We start from the raw sequence: 18,919 nt of genomic DNA, 5'->3' as shown, positions 1-18,919 counted from the left end.
GTAAAATCCGCCGCCTAAAGCACCCAATAGCATTATTTTAAGTGGATCACACAGCACTGTAAAAAGCCCCTAAAAAACGTGATGGAGTTAAAGTAAAACGTTTTCACCAATTTCATTTAGTAAAACTTTTACCAATAATTACCTCAGTCCAAAAAATACTCGTATTCACTACGACCCAATTACGCATAAGAACGTCGGCTAGCATTCAAATAGGCCGAGAGAGAGGCAACGTGAACAACTGGGAAAACTTCCTGAACTTACATGAGAACCGTATGGCACCACGTGCTTACTTCTTCTCATACGCATCAGAAAAAACCGCTAAAACATTTCAACGTGAACTAAGCAGCCACTTCCAACTACTAAGTGGTCAATGGAATTTCAGCTACTTCACTAACCCGCTCTTGGTTCCTGAAGAGTTTTACTCTCAAGAGATGAGCGATTGGGGCCACATTACGGTGCCAAACATGTGGCAAATGGAAGGCCACGGCGATCTTCAATACACAGATGAAGGTTTCCCATTCCCGATTGATGTACCTTTCGTACCGTCAGATAACCCGACAGGTGCATACCAACGTTCGTTCTTCCTTGGCGACAGCTGGAACGAGAAACAAACCATTATTAAATTCGATGGCGTAGAGACCTACTTCGAAGTTTACGTAAATGGTGAGTACGTTGGTTTCAGCAAGGGCAGCCGCCTCACCGCTGAATTCGATATCTCTAGCCACGTAAAAGCGGGCAACAACCTACTTTCTATTCGCGTGATGCAATGGGCAGACTCCACCTACATTGAAGACCAAGACATGTGGTGGACAGGCGGCATCTTCCGTGATGTTTACCTTGTTGGTAAAGAACAACTTCACGTTCAAGACCTAACGGTTCGTACTGATTTTGACGACGCTTACCAAAGCGCGACCCTTTCGTGCAACGTTGCTCTAGAAAACCTAGCAGCAGCGACTAACGCAACTATTGAGTACGCATTGCTTGATGGCAGCCAAGTTATCTCCCAAGGCTCAGTAGATAACTTAACTGTTCCTAACCAACAGACTGGCGGCAATGCGAACACTCAATTCTCTATCGATGTCGTGAACCCTGTTCAATGGAATGCTGAAAACCCATACCTTTACCAACTGTTGCTGACGCTAAAAGACACAGACGGCAAAGTGCTAGAAGTGATTCCACAGCGCGTTGGTTTCCGAGACATTAAAGTTCGCGATGGTCTGTTCTACATCAACAACAAATACGTGATGCTGCATGGTGTAAACCGTCACGACAACGACCACCTGAAAGGTCGCGCTGTCGGCATGGATCGCGTTGAGAAAGACTTGGTGTTGATGAAGCAACACAACATCAACTCAGTACGTACTGCGCACTACCCGAATGACCCACGTTTCTACGAACTGTGTGACATCTACGGCCTGTTCGTGATGGGTGAAACCGATGTCGAAACTCACGGCTTTGCTAACGTTGGCGACCTAAGCCGCATCACTAACGATCCAGCATGGGAAGCGGTGTTTGTTGAACGTATCGAACGTCATATCCACGCTCAAAAGAACCACCCTTCTATCATCATGTGGTCTTTAGGTAACGAATCAGGCTACGGCTGCAACATCCGCTCTATGTACGATGCGGCAAAAGCAATTGATGACACCCGCTTGGTTCACTATGAAGAAGACCGCGATGCTGAAGTGGTCGACATCATTTCAACCATGTACTCACGCGCTCAACTGATGAATGCCTTCGGTGAATTCCCACACGAAAAACCACGCATTATCTGTGAATACGCACACGCAATGGGTAACGGCCCAGGTGGCTTGACCGAATACCAAAACGTGTTCTACAAGCACGATGCAATTCAAGGCCACTATGTTTGGGAATGGTGTGATCATGGCATTCTAGCGCGTGATGAAGCGGGTACTGAGTTCTATAAGTACGGCGGTGACTACGGTGACTACCCGAACAACTACAACTTCTGCATGGACGGTTTGATCTACCCAGACCAAACACCAGGCCCAGGCTTAAAAGAGTACAAGCAGGTTATCGCCCCAGTGAAGATCCGTGACTTCAATACTGAAGACGGCACCTTCACCGTTGATAACAAACTTTGGTTCTCAAACATCGATGACTACACCATCACTGCGGAAATCCGTGCTGAAGGTGAAACCATCGCTGTGCAACACATCAAGATTGAAGAACTGGCAGAAAACTCGAGCCGTGAACTGACACTTAACTTGCCACAACTTGATGAGCGCGAAGTGTTTGTGAACTTTACCGTGCGCAAGGATTCTCGTACGCCTTACAGCGAAGCGAACCACGACATCGCGGTGTATCAATTCCAAGTGAAAGAGAACACAGCACAGCTAGAAGCCTTCACTAACAACAATGCGACAGCACTGAATGTGGAAGAGTCTCGTTTAGCTTACCTAATCAAAGGCCACAACTTCGCACTGAACTTCTCGAAAGTGAACGGCAAGCTGACGTCATGGTTGGTCAATGGCGAAGAGATGATTAAGTCAGAACCACGAATCAACTTCTTCAAGCCAATGATCGATAACCATAAACAAGAGCACGATGGTTACTGGGAGCCTGCACACTTGCAAATTATGCAGGAGCACTTCCGTAGCATTGACCTTGAATGCGTTAACGTTGAACAGGTAAACGGCAAGGTAGAGATCACCACCACCAGCATCATTGCTCCACCAGTATTCGATTTCGGCATGCGTTGTGAATATCGCTACCAAGTTAATGCTGAAGGCCAATTGAACGTTGAGCTAAGCGGCGAACGTTACGGTGAGTACCCTCATGTAATTCCTGTGATTGGTTTTGATATGGGCATTAATGGCGACTTCGACCAAGTTCAATACTACGGTCGCGGCCCTGAAGAGAACTACCAAGACAGCAAGCAAGCCAACATGATTGATGTGTACCAATCAACCGTTGCAGACATGTTCGAGAACTACCCGTTCCCACAGAACAACGGCAACCGCCAACACGTTCGTTGGGCTGCGCTTTCAAGCCGCGCGGGTAATGGTATTGCAGTAAAACCACAGCAAGAAATCAACTTCAGCGCGTGGTTCTACACCAACCAAAACCTGCACCAAGCACAACACACCATTGAGCTAGAGAAAAGCGGTTACATCACGTTAAACCTAGATCACCAAGTGATGGGCTTAGGCTCTAACTCTTGGGGCAGCGAAGTGCTCGATTCTTACCGCGTTTACATGGACGAGTTCCGCTACGGTTTAACTCTGATTCCATTCCAAGCAGGCGATTGCGATGCGCAGCACCTAATCAATCACAACTTTGGCGATGAGTTTTTTACGGTGGATGCACCAAAAGCTCAACCACAACTGAACGAGGCATAAGCGATGATCGTTTTAGAGAACTTAGAACAATTTAAAGTCGTCTACCGCGATGGTCGTAAATGGCAACGCTGTGTAGAAGCGATTGAAAACATCGGCAACATCAAAGATGGCGTGATGTATTCCATTGGTGATTCACTGGCTTACATGATTGAAGACGGTGTGGCTCGGAACACAGAAAACTTCACAGGTAATCGTCGTTACTTCGACGTGCACTACTACCTAGAAGGCCGTGAAAAGGTTGAATTCGCAGCGAAATCAGAGCTAGAGCAGATCCAAGCTTATAGCGATGAAACCGACCGCGAACACCTAATGGGGAACGGTGAAACTCGTGAGCTAGCTGAAGGCCAAGTGGCGATCTTTGACAACAATCAGGCTTACCGTTTCCACGGTGATAACCGAGTTCGAAAAGTGGTACTGAAAGTGACCATTGAAGACGGTTACTTCCTCAATAAATAAACAATAACGCTATCTATTCACAGTATGTATCGAGCCTTGCCGTTCAAGGCTCCAACATGCTGAACAAAGCCTCAATGCTTCCTCCCTACAAGGAAGCATTGAGAAATAACGACTATAATTACGTGATTCCTCGGAGGACACTATGTCTGAATCTGTACGCGGTAAGTTAGGCAAATTTGCCCTGCTTTCCATGACATTTGCAGCGGTATTTAACGTTCGCAACATCGTAAACAACAACATCGAATTGGGATTAAGTTCTGCTCCTATCTTTTTGCTTGCGACCCTTATTTACTTCATTCCGTTCGTATTCATTATTGCTGAATTCGTATCAGCAAATAAAAATTCTGAGTCAGGCATGTACGACTGGCTCAAAAAACCACTCGGCTCTAAAGCTGCTTATTTAGGCTCATTTTTATACTGGTTCGTAAACCTGTTCTGGTTTGTATCTCTGCTACCAAACGTCATTGCTTACGCCTCTTACGCAATGCTGGGCTACGAATACGCTTTCTCTCCGCTAGTGACTTCGGTGATCTCAATTGTTCTGTTTGCTGCTGCAACGCACATTTCAACTAAGGGTGCGAGCTGGCTAGGCAAGATCTCTGAAATCGTGGCTTACGGTGTATTCGCACTATTCGCTATCTACGTTATCGGTGCACTAATGGCGCTAGGCGGCGACCACGTACCAGCTGAGCCAATCACGCTTCAAGCTATGTCTCCGACCATTAACTGGGCAACGCTAGGCATTATGTGTTGGATCTTCCAAGCTGCTGGCGGTGCTGAAACAGCAGCAGCTTATCTAAACGATGTAAAGGGTGGCCACAAGTCTTTCATTAAAGTAATCATCGGTGCAGGTATTGCTATCGGTTCAATGTACGCCATTGGCTCACTACTGGTAAACGTGTTCGTTGCTCGTGAAGACCTAACGTATGCAGGTGGTATGGTTGAAATCTTCACTGGTATGGCTCAGTTCTTCAACATCTCTGAATCTATGACGGGTCGCTTCGTTGGTATCGTTCTGTTCGTTGCTATGTTTGGCTCAATGATGATGTGGACAGCAGCACCTGTGAAAATCCACTTCTCTGAAATTCCGAAAGGCGTTTACGGTGAAAAAACAACAGAGCTAAACGAACATGGTGTGCCAGTTCGTGCAGCATGGTGGCAGTTTGCGTTCGTATTCGTGATGCTTGTGGTTAACGGCTTCGGCTCTGAATCAGTACAAGACATGATGAACACAGCAATCAACCTAACAGCTGGTACCGCAATGCTACCGCCTATCTTTATCATGGTGGCGTACTTTGTGTTCCGCTTGAAGCATGACGATACACCGCGTGATTTCCGTATGGGTACTCGAGTTCAAGGTATGGCAGTAGTATCAGTACTTATTGGTATCTTCGTTGTGAGCATGACAGCTTCAGCCTTCCCAACAGGTGTAGACCTAGTTCAAGCCTTCTTCATCAACGTATTTATGACAGCGGTATTCTCTGGCATTGCATGGTGGTGGATCTCTCGCTTTGAAAAGAAGCAAGCAGGTAAAGAAGCTAAGCTAGAAACGGCTAAGCAGTCGTAACCTGAGTTAACCTTCAGTATTTATAAAAAGCGCCTAAAATGGCGCTTTTTCTATTTAAATCAATAAATTAAAATAGAAAAAACAATAATAAAAACGCCATTCCGTCAAGTGTAAACCTCTCATAAACACCGATAAATCGCCAAATAAAACAGCTACAAAAACCAAGGTAAAATATTAACTAAATATATTTACTCAAGGTCACATATTTGATCAATTTCGATTAACTTCCCGCCGCTTAATCTTTAATCTTCTTGCTGAAGAGACAAACTGATTCATATAAAGAAAGTGACATATAGCCCCTACAAGCTCCATAAAAACGTCGCCTATGAAACAAGTAATCTCTTTGTAGAACACATTAGTATCTGCCTCTTGATGTCGGTAATAAATTTACTGAAATCAATAAAAACCAATGCTTATGTGTCCGATCGTACATCGAATAAAAATAACAACGAGCCAACCCTGACAAAACAAAGCAGGTGTTTGCCAAACCAACATAACAATAAAAGTGCGGCCTAGATTCACCCTGTCTAGGACCAAGTTATAACGATCATCAACGTGATTCACCGGAGAACATCATGTCCGATAATAAACGCAGTACGATAGGCAAGTTTGCCCTACTGTCTATGACCTTCGCGGCGGTATATAGCTTCAATAACATCATTAATAACAACATCGAAATCGGCCTCTCCTCGGCTCCGATGTTCTTTTTAGCAACCATCTTTTATTTTGTTCCTTTCTGTCTGATTGTTGCTGAGTTCGTATCCCTGAATAAAGACTCAGAAGCGGGTGTTTATTCATGGGTTAAAAGCTCTCTAGGCGGTCGCTGGGCGTTTATTTCAGCTTACACATACTGGTTTGTTAACCTATTCTTCTTCACGTCTCTACTGCCTAGAATTATCGCTTACGCGTCTTATGCGTTCTTAGGTTTCGAGTACATCTTCACGCCAATGACCACCGCGATATTGAGTACCATTTTGTTTGCGGTCGCGACGCATATTTCTAACAACGGCGCGAAACTATTAGGCCCTATCACTTCATTAACTTCGTCATTGATGCTGCTTCTGACCATGTCTTACATTCTGCTGTCAGGCGGTGCCTTGATCGGTGGTATCGAACCGGCGGACCCAATCACCATTGAAGCAATGACTCCAAGCTTTAACTGGGCATTCCTAGGCGTCATCACTTGGATCTTCATGGCCGCTGGCGGCGCAGAGTCGGTCGCAGTTTACGTAAACGACATCAAAGGCGGTCACAAGTCTTTCGTTAAAGTGATCATCATTGCGGGTATCTTCATTGGTGCGCTGTACTCGGTGGGTTCAATCCTGGCTAACGTATTCGTATCTCGCGAAGAGCTTAAATTCACTGGTGGTTCAGTACAGGTTTTTGAAGGCTTAGCACTCTACTTCGGCTTACCTGAAATTCTTATGAATCGCTTTGTGGGCATCGTTTCTTTCACTGCGATGTTAGGCTCTCTACTGATGTGGACAGCAACACCGGTTAAGATTTTCTTCTCTGAAATCCCTAAAGGTATCTTTGGTGAGAAGACAGTCGCCCTGAACAAACAAGGCGTACCGGAGCGTGCAGCCTGGGTTCAGTTCTTCATCGTGATTCCGTTGATGTTCATCCCGACGCTAGCGTCTGACACGGTGCAAGATTTGATGAGCACCATCATCAACATGACTGCAGCAGCTTCAATGCTACCGCCACTGTTCATCATGATCGCGTACCTACACTTGCGCCTGAAACTCGATCACCTACCACGTGATTTCCGCATGGGCTCTCGCCCTGTTGGTATCGCTGCGGTATCGATTCTTATCAGCATATTTACCGTGGGTTTCTTCGCATCGACCTTCCCAACAGGTGCTGACATCATGACTATCATCTTCTATAACGTCGGCGGCATCGTGATCTTCTTGGGTTACGCATGGTGGAAGTACGGTCAATACGAAAAAAGCTTGTCTCCAGAAGAGAAAAAACTAGAAGCAAAACCAGAGCCTGCGAACGCTTAAGTTAGCCTTGCACTCTCGTTAAACCCCTCAGGCACTCTCGTTAAAGCCCTAAGGCACTCCCCCATTTGGTGAGTGCCTTTTTATTTACCCATCCAATTCTTCCATCAGATTTCAATTCACAAACCAAATATATCCATCACCAGCCATCAGCGTACAAATTCAACTAAAAACCAAATTTACGCCAAGGTAAATATTTACTAAAAACAGATCACACTTTTAGAGTGATTTAATTTTAAACACGAAAATAATCATTAATATCGGTTTTGCGATCGTAAGTGAGCTGACCGTATACGCCTTGAAGAGCACCCCATATTAGAAGTCAGAACAACCTACGAAGCTTCATTTATCAACCCGAAACAGAAGTGAATAAAATGAAACGTAGTTTTACTAAAACCACTCTTATTACAAGTTGTATTCTTGCTGCTCTAACGGCGAATGCCCACGCTAATGAAACCGCTGCTAACCACAGCGACACTCAGCCCCCTAAAACAGAATCCGAAACGCTTTTTAACTTCTATGGTGAGCTTGGCCTTGGTGGTCATGTTGCTCTAGAAGGTGACGACAAAGGCCGCTACGCCGACGGCACTTACATTGAAGCTGGCTTGGCTATCGAGCATGGTAATTGGTTTGGTCTTGCTTACATGGAAGGCTGGACAGTTCAAGCCGATGACGAAGGCAATGCATGGGCTACTGGCCACGGTTGGGGCGGCTTCGAAGGTGGTTTTAACCGCTTCTACGCTGGTTACCGCACTGATGCAAAAACAGAATTTATTGTCGGTCGTATGGACTCGTCTCTGGATGACGTTCAATGGTGGGGTGACCCAACGGTAGAGTACGGCTACGCGATCTCAAACACTCGCGACGTACACGTTGGTGTGAAGATCCAAAACCTAGAAGGCAAGCTGCGCTACAGCGTTTCCTTCGCTCCTGAATCTGATTTCTCTGAAGACGATGCGCTGATTCACTTTGGTAAATACGACAACTTCGCAGATCAATGGAAAGACAAAAACGCCATGGTCAACGGTTATGTCCAATATGACCTGACTGACGACCTAACCCTAATGGGTGGCGGTGAAGTTCGTAATAACGACGGTGGCGAACTTGTACTACTAGGTGCTGAATACAAGAACTTCGCTACGCGTGTGTGGCACGACACCGATAAAGGTAACCAAGAGTCTTTCGGCAGTGAGTCTGGTATTCAAACTAGCGCTTGGTACGAAGCCGCACAAGGCGTTTACCTGTCAGCAGCCTACAACTACGCCAACTTTGATGGCGATAACGGTGAAAAAGAGATCACCTCTTACATCAACGCCGGTGTTTGGTACGAATACGGAAACGGTGCATTTGCGACCGCTTTCGATAGCCGCTTTGGCGTAGGTAGCGACACTGAAATTGGCGACGCACAAGTGTTCGCAATGCAATACTTCTACTGGTAATAACAGGAACTCACTATGAAACTGAACAAATCATTCGCAGCTATCGCTATTGGCGCAGCACTTGTTGTTACTGGTTGCGCATCAAATACAGGCTCTGAAGAGCTTCAAGCAAACCAATTTAAAAACGTTATCGACCGCACTGGCTCGCCAGAATACATGCGTGACTACGACTTCGATGACCATCAACGCTTTAACCCGTTCTTCGACCTAGGTGCATGGCACGGTCACCTTTTACCAGACACGGCTGAAGGCATGGGTGGCTTCCCGGGAACGGCGCTACTTACTGAAGAGTACATCAACTTCATGGCTGATAACTTTGACCGCCTAAGCGTGTTCAAAGATGGCAAAAAAGTCAAATTCACGATGGAAGCTTACAGCCTACCGGGCGCGTTGATTCAGACGCTAAAGTCTGACGATGTAACAGTCGAGATGACGCTGCGTTTTGCTTCTAACCGTACCTCTCTACTAGAGACTAAAATCACCACTGACTCGCCAGTTGAGTTAGTGTGGGACGGTGAACTGCTTGAAAAAACACACGCGAAAGAAGGCGTCGCGCAAACCGATAAAACCATCGCCGAGACTTACCCTGACTACAACCGCCAAATCGTTGCAACCGAAGACGGTCTAAAGGTCACTTTCGGTAAAGTGCGTTCAACCTGGGATCTACTGACTTCAGGCGAGTCTGAGTACCAAGTTCATAAATCGATCCCAACCCAAATCAAGGTCGATGGCCTAACGTTTACTTCAACGGCAAGCATTGAAGAATCAACCATCATCTACACCACATACTCGCACGTGCTAACGGCAGAAGAAGCGAAAGCGGAACAGCCAGAGATCAAAAAGATCATGGCAAACCCTACCGACTTCTTAGCCGCATCTGAAGCTCGCTGGGAAGGTTACCTAGAGATGGGCTTAACCAACCCGAATGCGACGCCTGAGCAAGAGCGTGTTGCGGTAAAAGCGATGGAAACCCTAAACGGTAACTGGCGTGGTGCAGCCGGTGCGATGGAGTTTGACTCTGTGACACCTTCGGTAACAGCGCGCTGGTTCTCAGGCAACCAAACATGGCCATGGGATACATGGAAACAAGCTTACGCGATGGCGCACTTCAACCCAGACGTAGCGAAAGACAACATCCGCGCAATGTTTGCCTACCAAATTCAAGCTGACGATCCGGTTCGCCCTTGGGATGAAGGTTACGTGCCAGATCTATTGGCTTACAACCTAAGCCCAGAGCGTGGCGGTGACGGCGGTAACTGGAACGAACGTAACACCAAGCCAAGCCTAGCGGCATGGGCGGTAATGGAAGTTTACAAGACCACCAGCGATGAAGCTTGGCTAGAAGAGATGTACCCAAAACTAGTGGCATACCACGACTGGTGGCTACGTAACCGTGACAACAATGGCAATGGCGTTCCAGAGTACGGAGCAGCGCGTGATAAAGCACACAACACACCTGAAGGTGAAATGTACTTCACTGTGGTTCGTGGTGACAAACACGAAACCGTCGTTGGTCAAGCGGCACTGGATAAAGTGATTGCAGAAGGCAACTATGACTACATCGAGAGCCCAGCTCAAACCGCTGCGTCTTGGGAATCAGGTCGTGATGATGCGGCAGCCTTTGGTTTCATCGATAAAGACCAGCTAGACGCCTACGTTGCCAACGGCGGCAAACGCAGTGATTGGGATGTTGAATTTGCCCAAAACCGCGCGGAAGACGGCACCCTGTTAGGCTACTCATTGCTGCAAGAGTCGGTTGACCAAGCAAGCTACATGTACAGCGATAACAAGTACCTAGCAGAAATGGCTGACATTCTAGGTAAAGACGCAGAAGCGAAAGAGTTCCGTGAAAAAGCGGAGCACCTATCGAACTACATCAACACCTGTATGTTCGATGAAGGCACGAACTTCTACTATGACATTCGTATTGAAGACAAGCCTTTAGCCAATGGCTGTGCAGGTAAACCGATTGTAGAACGTGGCAAAGGCCCTGAGGGTTGGTCACCACTGTTCAATGGCGCAGCAACGCAAGCTCATGCTGATGCGGTTGTTTCTGTGATGAAAGATACGGGAGAGTTCAACACCTACGTTCCACTGGGCACAGCAGCGCTTTCTAGCCCAGCATTTGGCCCAGATATTTACTGGCGTGGACGTGTATGGGTAGACCAGTTCTACTTCGGTCTTAAAGGTATGGACAGCTACGGCTATCGTGATGATGCGATTGAAATGGCAGGTGCTTTCTTCGACCACGCCGATGGCTTGGTGCAAGACGGCCCAATCCGTGAGAACTACAACCCATTGAATGGTGACCAGCAAGGTGCGCCAAACTTCTCTTGGAGTGCAGCTCACTTGTACATGCTATACAACGATTTCTTCACTGACGCAGAGTAAATTAAAACCTATACCTGTCTTCTGGAATTCAATGAAAAGATAACCTCATAAATTTCAGGCTTTGGCACTTAGTATCTCGCTGAGTGCCTTTTTTACTTCTCACTCAGCATGAAAAAGGAAGATATAGGAGTATTTGGCCTACCATGATCCTTTTACTCTCATTCCTGCCCATTGAGCTCTTGTTGTTATTTTTCAGTGGCTAAAATCCGATCGAATCACACCATGAAACACGCGAATAAGTTTCACCACAAAGAGCAAGAGTGTGGACAACACTGGTTTATTCAAAATATCTTTACCCTTATTCGTAATCCGGACATTAATTTGATAGTCGTTTACCCAATAACCACTAAACTATAGTCTCGCCTTCCTTTTTTTTTGAGAAAAACTAAATGCCTAATGCTGATTCCACCCTAAACAAACGCATGGGAATCGTTGCGCTCACTTGGCCAATTTTTATCGAAGTGCTGCTTCGAACTGCACTCAACACCAGCGATGTATTCATGTTATCGGGATACTCAGACAAAGCCGTGTCTGCCGTTGGTGTTATCTCTCAGATATCCTTTTTCCTAATCATCGTATCGACCATGGTCAGCAGTGGTACTGGTATTCTCATTGCCCAATACAATGGCGCCTCACGCGATCAAGAAAGCGCGCAAGTCGGCGTTGCCAGCATCATATTGGCGATAATTACGGGTGTATTGCTGAGTATTTTCGCCGTGCTGGGGGCAGAGTACTTTATTCCGCTCTATCAGCTTGAAGCTCAGGTTGAACAGTACGCACAGGAGTACTTGTTCATCAGTGGCGCACTCACTTTCAACGTCACGATAGGTGTGGTACTCACCACTATCCTCCGCAGCCATGGTTACTCTAAATCTCCAATGGTCATCAACATGATTGCTGGTGTGATTAATATTTTCGGTAACTACTGCGCGCTCTACCAACCTTTTGGCTTACCGGTATACGGCGTTCAAGGGGTAGCCATTGCAACCGTGACTAGCCAAGTGATTGGCATGTTTATCTTGATTGGTGTGGTCAGAAATAAAGGCATAGACCTACCCGTAAAACAATTTAAATCGGTACCGAAATCTATCTATCAGAAGATAATGAAGATCGGCTCGATGAACGCCGGAGAAGTGCTGTCTTACAACATGGCGCAGATCACCATCATGTTCTTTGTCGTGCAAATGGGCACGGCTTCGTTGGCAGCATTCACCTATGCACAAAACATCGCTCGCCTCTCTTTTGCGTTTGCACTGGCGATTGGTCAGGGCAGCCAAATTCAAACCGGTTATTACATCGGCAAAGGTTGGATTGATGAAATAGCCAGCCGAGTACAACGTTATTTCGTGGTTGGCTTTATTGCCTCGACCACCATTACCTGCGTGATCTATCTGTTCCGTTTCGAGATATTGGATGTGTTCACACAAGACCCTGAAATTCTCGCACTGACGGCCTCTCTGATTGCTGGCTCTATTATTTTAGAAGCAGGCCGCGTGTTTAACCTGATCTTCATCTCTTGTTTGAAAGCCGCTGGTGACATCAAGTTCCCAGTGAAAATGGGCATTGTTAGCATGTGGGGCATTGGCGTCGCGATGAGCTATCTACTTGGCGTGCATTGGGGTTATGGCGTATTTGGTGCTTGGATGGCGATCGCGATGGATGAATGGTTCCGAGGCATCATCATGGCGTATCGCTGGAGAGCAAAAAAATGGACTCGTTTCTCACTTTAAGTGATTGAAGATACATTGGTAAATCTGACTGATGCAAAAGAAAAAGCGCTAGGGGGAGCTAGCGCTTTTTAGACCAACTAAATCCGTTTAGCCTGGTAGGTTTTTGAGCTATATCATGAGGATATAACCAATTTTTTTACTTAGGTAAATCAAAAAGCCTATTCTTTCCGACTGCTTTGAGTCGTAAATTAAGTATAGTCGGATTCTTATTATTAACCTGATTTTTCCTTAAATAATTAGAAAAAGTGTGGTTATCCCCCAATACAAAAAATTACTCAGTAATCACAGACGACACAGCTTCAGTAATCAACCTTCTAAGTAACTTATTTTTATCATCTAAATGCTTCGCTTTCCGATAGACAAGCTGTATATCGAAATCCGGTACATCTATCGGTGGCTTGACAGCCAACAGTGCTTCTTCACCCTCAATGTCATTACGAGCCACCAGCTTAGGCACTATACAGAGCAGTTCTCTGCCACGAATTAAGCGCTTTACCGTTAAAAAGTTACTCGAAGCAATAACCACTTTTCGACTTAAGCCAAGTTCAGCTAGGCGACTGTCGACTCCCGTTTTTATCACTCCTGCAGGAGAAACCAAAGCATGCCCAACAGATGCAAATTGTACTAAAGACATGGGCTCTTCGATCGACAACACTGAATTGTCGAGCAAGCAGACGTGCTGTTCTGTGTACAAGTGCTTGGTTCTGTATAGCTTAGACACTTCACCGAAGCTACCGATCGCCATATCAAGCTTAGAATCTTCAAATACTTGCTGATAGTTAGCTCGATTTACGTTGAACAACGCAATTTGAGAATCAGGAGAGGACTGTTTAATGAGATCAAACAACACTGGAGCAAACATCTGCTCGGCATAATCGGTAAGACCAATCTTCCAACTGCCTTGGTAAGTTGTTGCATCAAATGATTTAGAGAGTAGTACTTCAGATTGAATGGTATTGAGCAAGGCATCGACAGTACTGGATAATTCAATCGCTCTATCCGTTGCTTCCATTTTGCTACCTACTCGCTCAAACAGAGGGTCATCAAACAACTTTCGAAGTCGTTGAAGGCTATGACTCATTGCAGACTGACTGACATAACAGCGCTCAGCCGCTTTACTTACACTGTTCGTTTTGTATAACGCTTGCAGAGCTATCAATAAGTTAAGATCGATACCTTTCCAGTTAAAATCAGCCATCCAGCAGAACCTATTTCATTAATAGTTACAATTAAAACAATTAATTTGAATCATAGTGCAAGTCACCATAAATTACGCTAAACATTTATCTGGAATCGATCATGCTTTCAATTTTTAAAACCTTTTTCTGGCTTGGCTGGATTAGCTTTGGTGGACCAGCTGCGCACATTGGCTACTTCCGTAAAACCTTTGTTGAGAAACTTAACTGGCTATCTGATGAAGAATACGGGCAAATTGTCGCGCTTAGTCAATTTCTACCCGGCCCAGGTTCAAGCCAAGTTGGCTTTGCGGTTGGCTACAAAAGAGGTGGCTTAACGGGTGCGATTGCTGCGTTTATCGGCTTTACTTCCCCATCTGTCATCTTAATGTTGATATTAGCTTTGGTGAGCAATCAGCTATTGGAAGCACCTCTGTTTAATTCAATTATTCACGGTTTGAAGCTACTCGCAGTGGTGGTGGTTGCTGATGCCACATTTGGCATGTACAAAAACTTTTGCCAATCGAAAGTCGCGACCGCTTTATGTGTCATGACTGCCGTGGTTCTCCTGTTGCTTCCTGGGATCTGGCCACAAATCTTGGTACTTCTATTTGCCGCAATCATTGGCAGCAAGTTTTTGACCTCACAAGACATCAAAACGGTTCCATCAACACACAAGATCTCCATAACACCGCTCGTTATTTTTGTTGCGCTGTTGGTTGGCCTTCCTCTATTCAGTGCATACTCTCAAGGTATTGAGGTATTTGGTCTGTTCTATCAAGCTGGCAGCTTAGTATTCGGTGGCGGTCATGTGGTACTTCCATTGTTGCAGAATGGTATTGGTGACCAACTATCCCAAGATGCGTTCCTAACGGGCTATGCTGCAGCACAGGCTGTACCTGGTCCTATGTTTACCTTAGCGACATACCTAGGCTATGTATTAATGCCATCGGCACCAATTACTGGCGCTTTGTTAGCGACAATCGCCGTGTTCTTACCGGGCTTCTTATTACTACTGGGGGTATTGAAAAACTGGCAGGCAATCGCAAGTAAACCATTGGTTGCTGGTGCACTTACCGGTGTGAATGCAGCGGTAGTCGGGTTACTACTTGCGGCTCTGTATCAGCCAATCTTCACAAGTGCGGTGAGTGGCGGTTTAGACTTCGCTCTGATCATCATAGGTGTGTGGCTATTGAAAACGGTCAAGATGCCAATCGTAGGGCTTGTCGGCATGTTTATGCTATTCGGCGCTCTTACTGGCTTTGTTAACTAAAGATCTAACCGAAGCAAGAAGTTAGTGAATACTTAACTTCTTGCTTACGACTGAACGATAGGAGCCATCGAACCTTTAACTAGCAGGCTTGATTCCATGGAAGTTAAAAAACAAATTGCAATCAATGAGCGGAATTGGGCTTAATGGCCAAAAAGAGTGTTTATTATCAGGGAGATAGTACTTTAAAAAGGCGATCAAATTATTGCAGGGATTAACATGTTCTCTCGCCATAATGTAATCGTAGTTCCACCCCTTTTTCACTCCAAGTTTTCTTGTCGTCATATAGCGACCAACTTTCCATGCAATACCTGGGTCTGTGGGAATCAAAATGGACAAAGTGCCGCCCGGCTTTAATACCCTAAGCCATTCTTTAATCACAAGGTGAGGCTCATAAAGGTGTTCCAATATATGTGTCGCAATAACACGATCAAAGCAGTTACTTTCAAAGTCTAACGCTCGTGCATTCGTTACATTAAAAACGAGCTTGTCATAAGTACTGGTGTTACTGAGTTGCCTTTTTGCCACTTCAAGTGCGGCAGAATCGCCATCACTGACCGTATACTCGTCAAAACTATGCTGAACATGTCTCAAGTGTTCACCCGTTCCTGAACCCACTTCTAGCACCTTCGAGAAATGCTCTCTGTTACTGAAAGGCTTCTCACACGCTATATGACCCGCCCTCATCACATAGCCTGTTGTACTGCTTTCGTAGACTCGCTCGTCATATTCATCACTGAAACGGGACAAATAATCGAGCCACTCCTTGTCTTCATCCTTGTTTATTCTCATTCCTGAATCCTATTGAGATGGCTTGTGATCGTGACTTCTTAATATTGAAAGGATCCTCATCTCTCGTCTGCCGCGCGACACGTTGTCGAGTATCAAGCCGCAAAAGAAAGACATCACCGCGATAAGTGCAATTGAACTAGACAGAATAGCTGTTGGGACTCTTTCAACGAGCCCGGTATCAATAAAATCGATAATAACGGGAACCCCTAATCCCAATGAGATAAAGCAAAGCAACACCGACATAGCACCGAAAAAAAACATCGGCTTTACGTCTCGTAGCAGGAACAAAATAAAGTTGAGGATTTTGATCCCATCACTCAAAGTATTCAGCTTACTCGCCGTGCCTTCAGGCCTTGAGTGATAATGAGTGGGTACTTCTTTGATCGACATATTATGGTGCAATGCATGCACGGTTAGTTCCGTCTCAATTTGAAAGCCATCACTGAAAATAGGAACCGTTTTTACAAACCGGCGACTCATCACTCGATAGCCAGAGAAAACATCATTCAATTGAGCATTGAACCCTTTATTTATCAGAGTCGAAAACATCTTATTACCTAAAATATGTCCTGCAGGATAAGCCTCGGAAGAGCGCTCTCGACTGCCAATGATCATATCGAGCTGTTCAGTAACCAGTTGTTCAATCAGTGTAGGGCTAATGGAGGCGTCGTAGGTATCATCACCATCAGCCATAATATAAATGTCAGCATCAATATCTGAGAACATCCGTCGCACGACTTCACCTTTGCCCTGACGATACTCATGGCGAACAACAGCACCAGCTTGCAGCGCCTCTTCGACCGTGCCATCAGTGGAGTTATTGTCGTACACATAAATCGTCGCACTTGGTAGTGCACGTTGAAAGTCAGCCACCGTTTTTCCAACCGCTCCGGCTTCGTTATAGCACGGGAGTAACACCGCTGTGGTTTGATTCTTCATGAACTCTCCCTGACTCGAAACACTCGGTACCCATTTTCAATATTGTCGTACACAACATCTAACCAAGTTGGCGTATCTGAGCTGTACAGCTTATTGATAAATGCCTCCTCGCTCGCCGAGTCCTTTAAAATCAACAAATGCGGGTCATTGCCAATAACAATGATATCGATGCTTTTCTCTATGATTTTCCTTTCGGCTAAGCTCAGATCTTCCTCTAGCATCACTTCAATAAGAAATTGGTTCCCAACAATATTTCGATGGTAAGGAGCAGCAATAATTCGATTATCCGTTTTTGCCAACACTGGAGCCCCCGTTTCAATCCCTGAAAGTATGGTGTGCGAATTTATATCGTTATCTTTTAACACCTTATGAATCTTCAGCGATTGCTCCTTTTGATCAAGAGTAGTTGTAATTTCTTCGGTTGGCGACAACGCGAGAATGACAAAGGCGACCGCTAGTGGTGCTCCAGAAGTAATAACCGTCGCTTTTATGATGGAGGAACGAATGTAATCTGCTAACTGAAGAATCACGTATGCTTGGAGGGGAGCCGCTAGCACAAAACACAACCTCATGACTCTAATCTGCCAAAAGATCGCAAGGGCTAAATTGAACATAAAGATGAGATACAAAATTGTGCAGTGGTGATTTTTACGCTTAAAAAGTGGATACAAAGTGGCAGGAATCACCAGCAAAGCGTAATTCTCTATCGAGAAAAAACCATGACTTGCGACATATCTAACGACCGACTTCGCTTCTGTCACTTGGTCTAACCAATAGACTTTAAGTATCGGAGGGTAATCAATTAACAACGCACTGCTGAGTGATGGATAAAGCACTGCCACTGGGATTAAAAATAGAACAGCTAGAAATACGAACAGAAAAACCTTTTGCAGTAGACTGTTATCTTCATTCATAAACCGATGATAAACATTAACGAAAAGCCAACCACAGAAGAAAAGGATGATGAGAACAAATGATATTTCGTCGTACTTAAAAACAAAAAACTCATCGTAAGGCCGATTTAATAAAACCGCACAAATCCCAAACAGAGCGGAACTCGCATACAACTTAGAGATATAGCCAAACCACTCATGGCGAACAAGACCGCAATACACGGTGTAAATCGCGAAAAAAAACATGAATAGCAAAACATTATCAAGCCCCGTCCATAAAGATAGAGACAGCAAGATAGATTGCGCATAAACACGCCACGCATGGCGCAACTGCTCATGATTCAATGGCGTTAAAGCTAGAAATAGGACCGCGAAGACCAGCTGAATATTATGATGATCAATAGAACCGGGTAAAAAATGGATAATTGAAGGCGAAGAAATCGCAAACATCATACTAATAAAGCGATACTTGGCACCGAAGAGGTGGTCAGCTAGGTAAAAGCATGACAGAGAAAAAAGTAGCAAGTAAAGCAGAGGGACAAGCGAAATTGATATTGTATAAGCAAGATTATCATCGACGATAAACAACAATGGAAAAGCTACGAGCGATAAGATTAAATCAGGAAAGCGAGACCAATGAATAACAATGCCGTCAGCGGCATTAAAATTATTCATTGGCTCTAGGTACCAATGTCCAGTTGCCATCCAATCCTGAAATTGAACGAAACGCATATAGTCGTCATTGTCATTCAGGTTAAGAGCTGAAACACTCTCCCACTTGTAAATAAAGATCACTGTGGCACAAACTAGCCAGATCACAGAGATAACAATGATATCTTTATTAAAACTCTCACTTTTAGGCGACATGAATATCCTTTTCACTGAGCCAAAATTTAAAC

The 18,919-nt window shown here is 45.2% G+C and carries 12 protein-coding genes; 8 read left to right on the top strand and 4 right to left on the bottom strand.

What is annotated here, in order from left to right; translation table 11 throughout:
• Positions 1-230: 230 nt before the first annotated feature.
• The 7 genes from ebgA (at position 231) to F0251_RS15005 (ending at position 12,951) form a co-directional block, all read left to right on the top strand.
• Positions 231-3,362: a beta-galactosidase subunit alpha gene (ebgA, locus tag F0251_RS15035; RefSeq protein WP_019824885.1), complete on the top strand. Its 3,132-nt coding sequence runs from the start codon at positions 231-233 to the stop codon at positions 3,360-3,362.
• 3 nt (positions 3,363-3,365) lie between these two features.
• Entirely contained in the window at positions 3,366-3,818 is a 453-nt protein-coding gene (locus F0251_RS15030; RefSeq protein WP_019824884.1) for a beta-galactosidase subunit beta, read from the top strand.
• A 142-nt stretch (positions 3,819-3,960) separates the two neighbouring features.
• Positions 3,961-5,385 carry an amino acid permease gene (locus F0251_RS15025; protein ID WP_061032555.1) on the top strand — a complete coding sequence of 475 codons (1,425 nt, stop codon included), beginning with the start codon at positions 3,961-3,963 and terminating at the stop codon, positions 5,383-5,385.
• A gap of 575 nt (positions 5,386-5,960) precedes the next feature.
• Positions 5,961-7,394, top strand: coding sequence for an amino acid permease (locus tag F0251_RS15020; RefSeq protein ID WP_061032554.1), 1,434 nt, complete (start codon positions 5,961-5,963; stop codon positions 7,392-7,394).
• A gap of 371 nt (positions 7,395-7,765) precedes the next feature.
• Positions 7,766-8,830: a protein YgjJ gene (gene ygjJ / locus F0251_RS15015; RefSeq protein WP_061032553.1), complete on the top strand. Its 1,065-nt coding sequence runs from the start codon at positions 7,766-7,768 to the stop codon at positions 8,828-8,830.
• 15 nt (positions 8,831-8,845) lie between these two features.
• Positions 8,846-11,221, top strand: a complete 2,376-nt coding sequence (gene ygjK / locus F0251_RS15010; RefSeq protein ID WP_171731260.1) for an alpha-glucosidase — start codon at positions 8,846-8,848, stop codon at positions 11,219-11,221.
• A 389-nt stretch (positions 11,222-11,610) separates the two neighbouring features.
• Positions 11,611-12,951, top strand: a complete 1,341-nt coding sequence (locus tag F0251_RS15005) for an MATE family efflux transporter (RefSeq protein ID WP_105057532.1) — start codon at positions 11,611-11,613, stop codon at positions 12,949-12,951.
• 271 nt (positions 12,952-13,222) lie between these two features.
• On the opposite strand, the gene F0251_RS15000 is transcribed toward F0251_RS15005, so the two are convergent.
• Entirely contained in the window at positions 13,223-14,149 is a 927-nt protein-coding gene (locus tag F0251_RS15000) for a LysR family transcriptional regulator (protein WP_061032550.1), read from the bottom strand.
• Between the two features lie 101 nt (positions 14,150-14,250).
• On the opposite strand from F0251_RS15000, the gene chrA reads away from it, so the two are divergent.
• Positions 14,251-15,399, top strand: a complete 1,149-nt coding sequence (chrA, locus tag F0251_RS14995; RefSeq protein WP_061032549.1) for a chromate efflux transporter — start codon at positions 14,251-14,253, stop codon at positions 15,397-15,399.
• Between the two features lie 75 nt (positions 15,400-15,474).
• Here the strand turns inward: chrA and F0251_RS14990 are convergent, their stop codons facing one another.
• From F0251_RS14990 to F0251_RS14980, 3 genes are read right to left on the bottom strand one after another with little or no spacing between them, the layout of a single operon-like run.
• On the bottom strand, positions 15,475-16,188 hold the full coding sequence (locus tag F0251_RS14990) for a class I SAM-dependent methyltransferase (protein ID WP_017065822.1): 714 nt from the start codon (positions 16,186-16,188) through the stop codon (positions 15,475-15,477).
• A gap of 9 nt (positions 16,189-16,197) precedes the next feature.
• Entirely contained in the window at positions 16,198-17,127 is a 930-nt protein-coding gene (locus tag F0251_RS14985) for a glycosyltransferase family 2 protein (RefSeq protein ID WP_061032548.1), read from the bottom strand.
• Complete coding sequence (locus F0251_RS14980; RefSeq protein ID WP_061032547.1) at positions 17,124-18,887, bottom strand: hypothetical protein; 1,764 nt, start codon at positions 18,885-18,887, stop codon at positions 17,124-17,126. Before F0251_RS14980 ends, F0251_RS14985 begins: the two co-directional genes overlap by 4 nt.
• Positions 18,888-18,919: the final 32 nt, after the last annotated feature.

Source organism: Vibrio sp. 070316B (assembly GCF_013114115.1).
Classification (GTDB): domain Bacteria; phylum Pseudomonadota; class Gammaproteobacteria; order Enterobacterales; family Vibrionaceae; genus Vibrio; species Vibrio chagasii_B.
Note: the sequence above shows the minus strand (reverse complement) of the source record. Positions and strands in the feature narration are given on the sequence as shown.

Excerpts from the sequence above, each read along its gene's own strand:
- F0251_RS14980 (WP_061032547.1), bottom strand. The coding sequence starts at position 18,887 with ATGTCGCCTAAAAGTGAGAGTTTTAATAAAGATATCATTGTTATCTCT.
- ygjK (WP_171731260.1), top strand. The coding sequence starts at position 8,846 with ATGAAACTGAACAAATCATTCGCAGCTATCGCTATTGGCGCAGCACTT.
- F0251_RS14985 (WP_061032548.1), bottom strand. The coding sequence starts at position 17,127 with ATGAAGAATCAAACCACAGCGGTGTTACTCCCGTGCTATAACGAAGCC.
- F0251_RS15005 (WP_105057532.1), top strand. The coding sequence starts at position 11,611 with ATGCCTAATGCTGATTCCACCCTAAACAAACGCATGGGAATCGTTGCG.
- F0251_RS14990 (WP_017065822.1), bottom strand. The coding sequence starts at position 16,188 with ATGAGAATAAACAAGGATGAAGACAAGGAGTGGCTCGATTATTTGTCC.
- F0251_RS15020 (WP_061032554.1), top strand. The coding sequence starts at position 5,961 with ATGTCCGATAATAAACGCAGTACGATAGGCAAGTTTGCCCTACTGTCT.
- F0251_RS15000 (WP_061032550.1), bottom strand. The coding sequence starts at position 14,149 with ATGGCTGATTTTAACTGGAAAGGTATCGATCTTAACTTATTGATAGCT.
- F0251_RS15030 (WP_019824884.1), top strand. The coding sequence starts at position 3,366 with ATGATCGTTTTAGAGAACTTAGAACAATTTAAAGTCGTCTACCGCGAT.
- F0251_RS15025 (WP_061032555.1), top strand. The coding sequence starts at position 3,961 with ATGTCTGAATCTGTACGCGGTAAGTTAGGCAAATTTGCCCTGCTTTCC.
- chrA (WP_061032549.1), top strand. The coding sequence starts at position 14,251 with ATGCTTTCAATTTTTAAAACCTTTTTCTGGCTTGGCTGGATTAGCTTT.
- ygjJ (WP_061032553.1), top strand. The coding sequence starts at position 7,766 with ATGAAACGTAGTTTTACTAAAACCACTCTTATTACAAGTTGTATTCTT.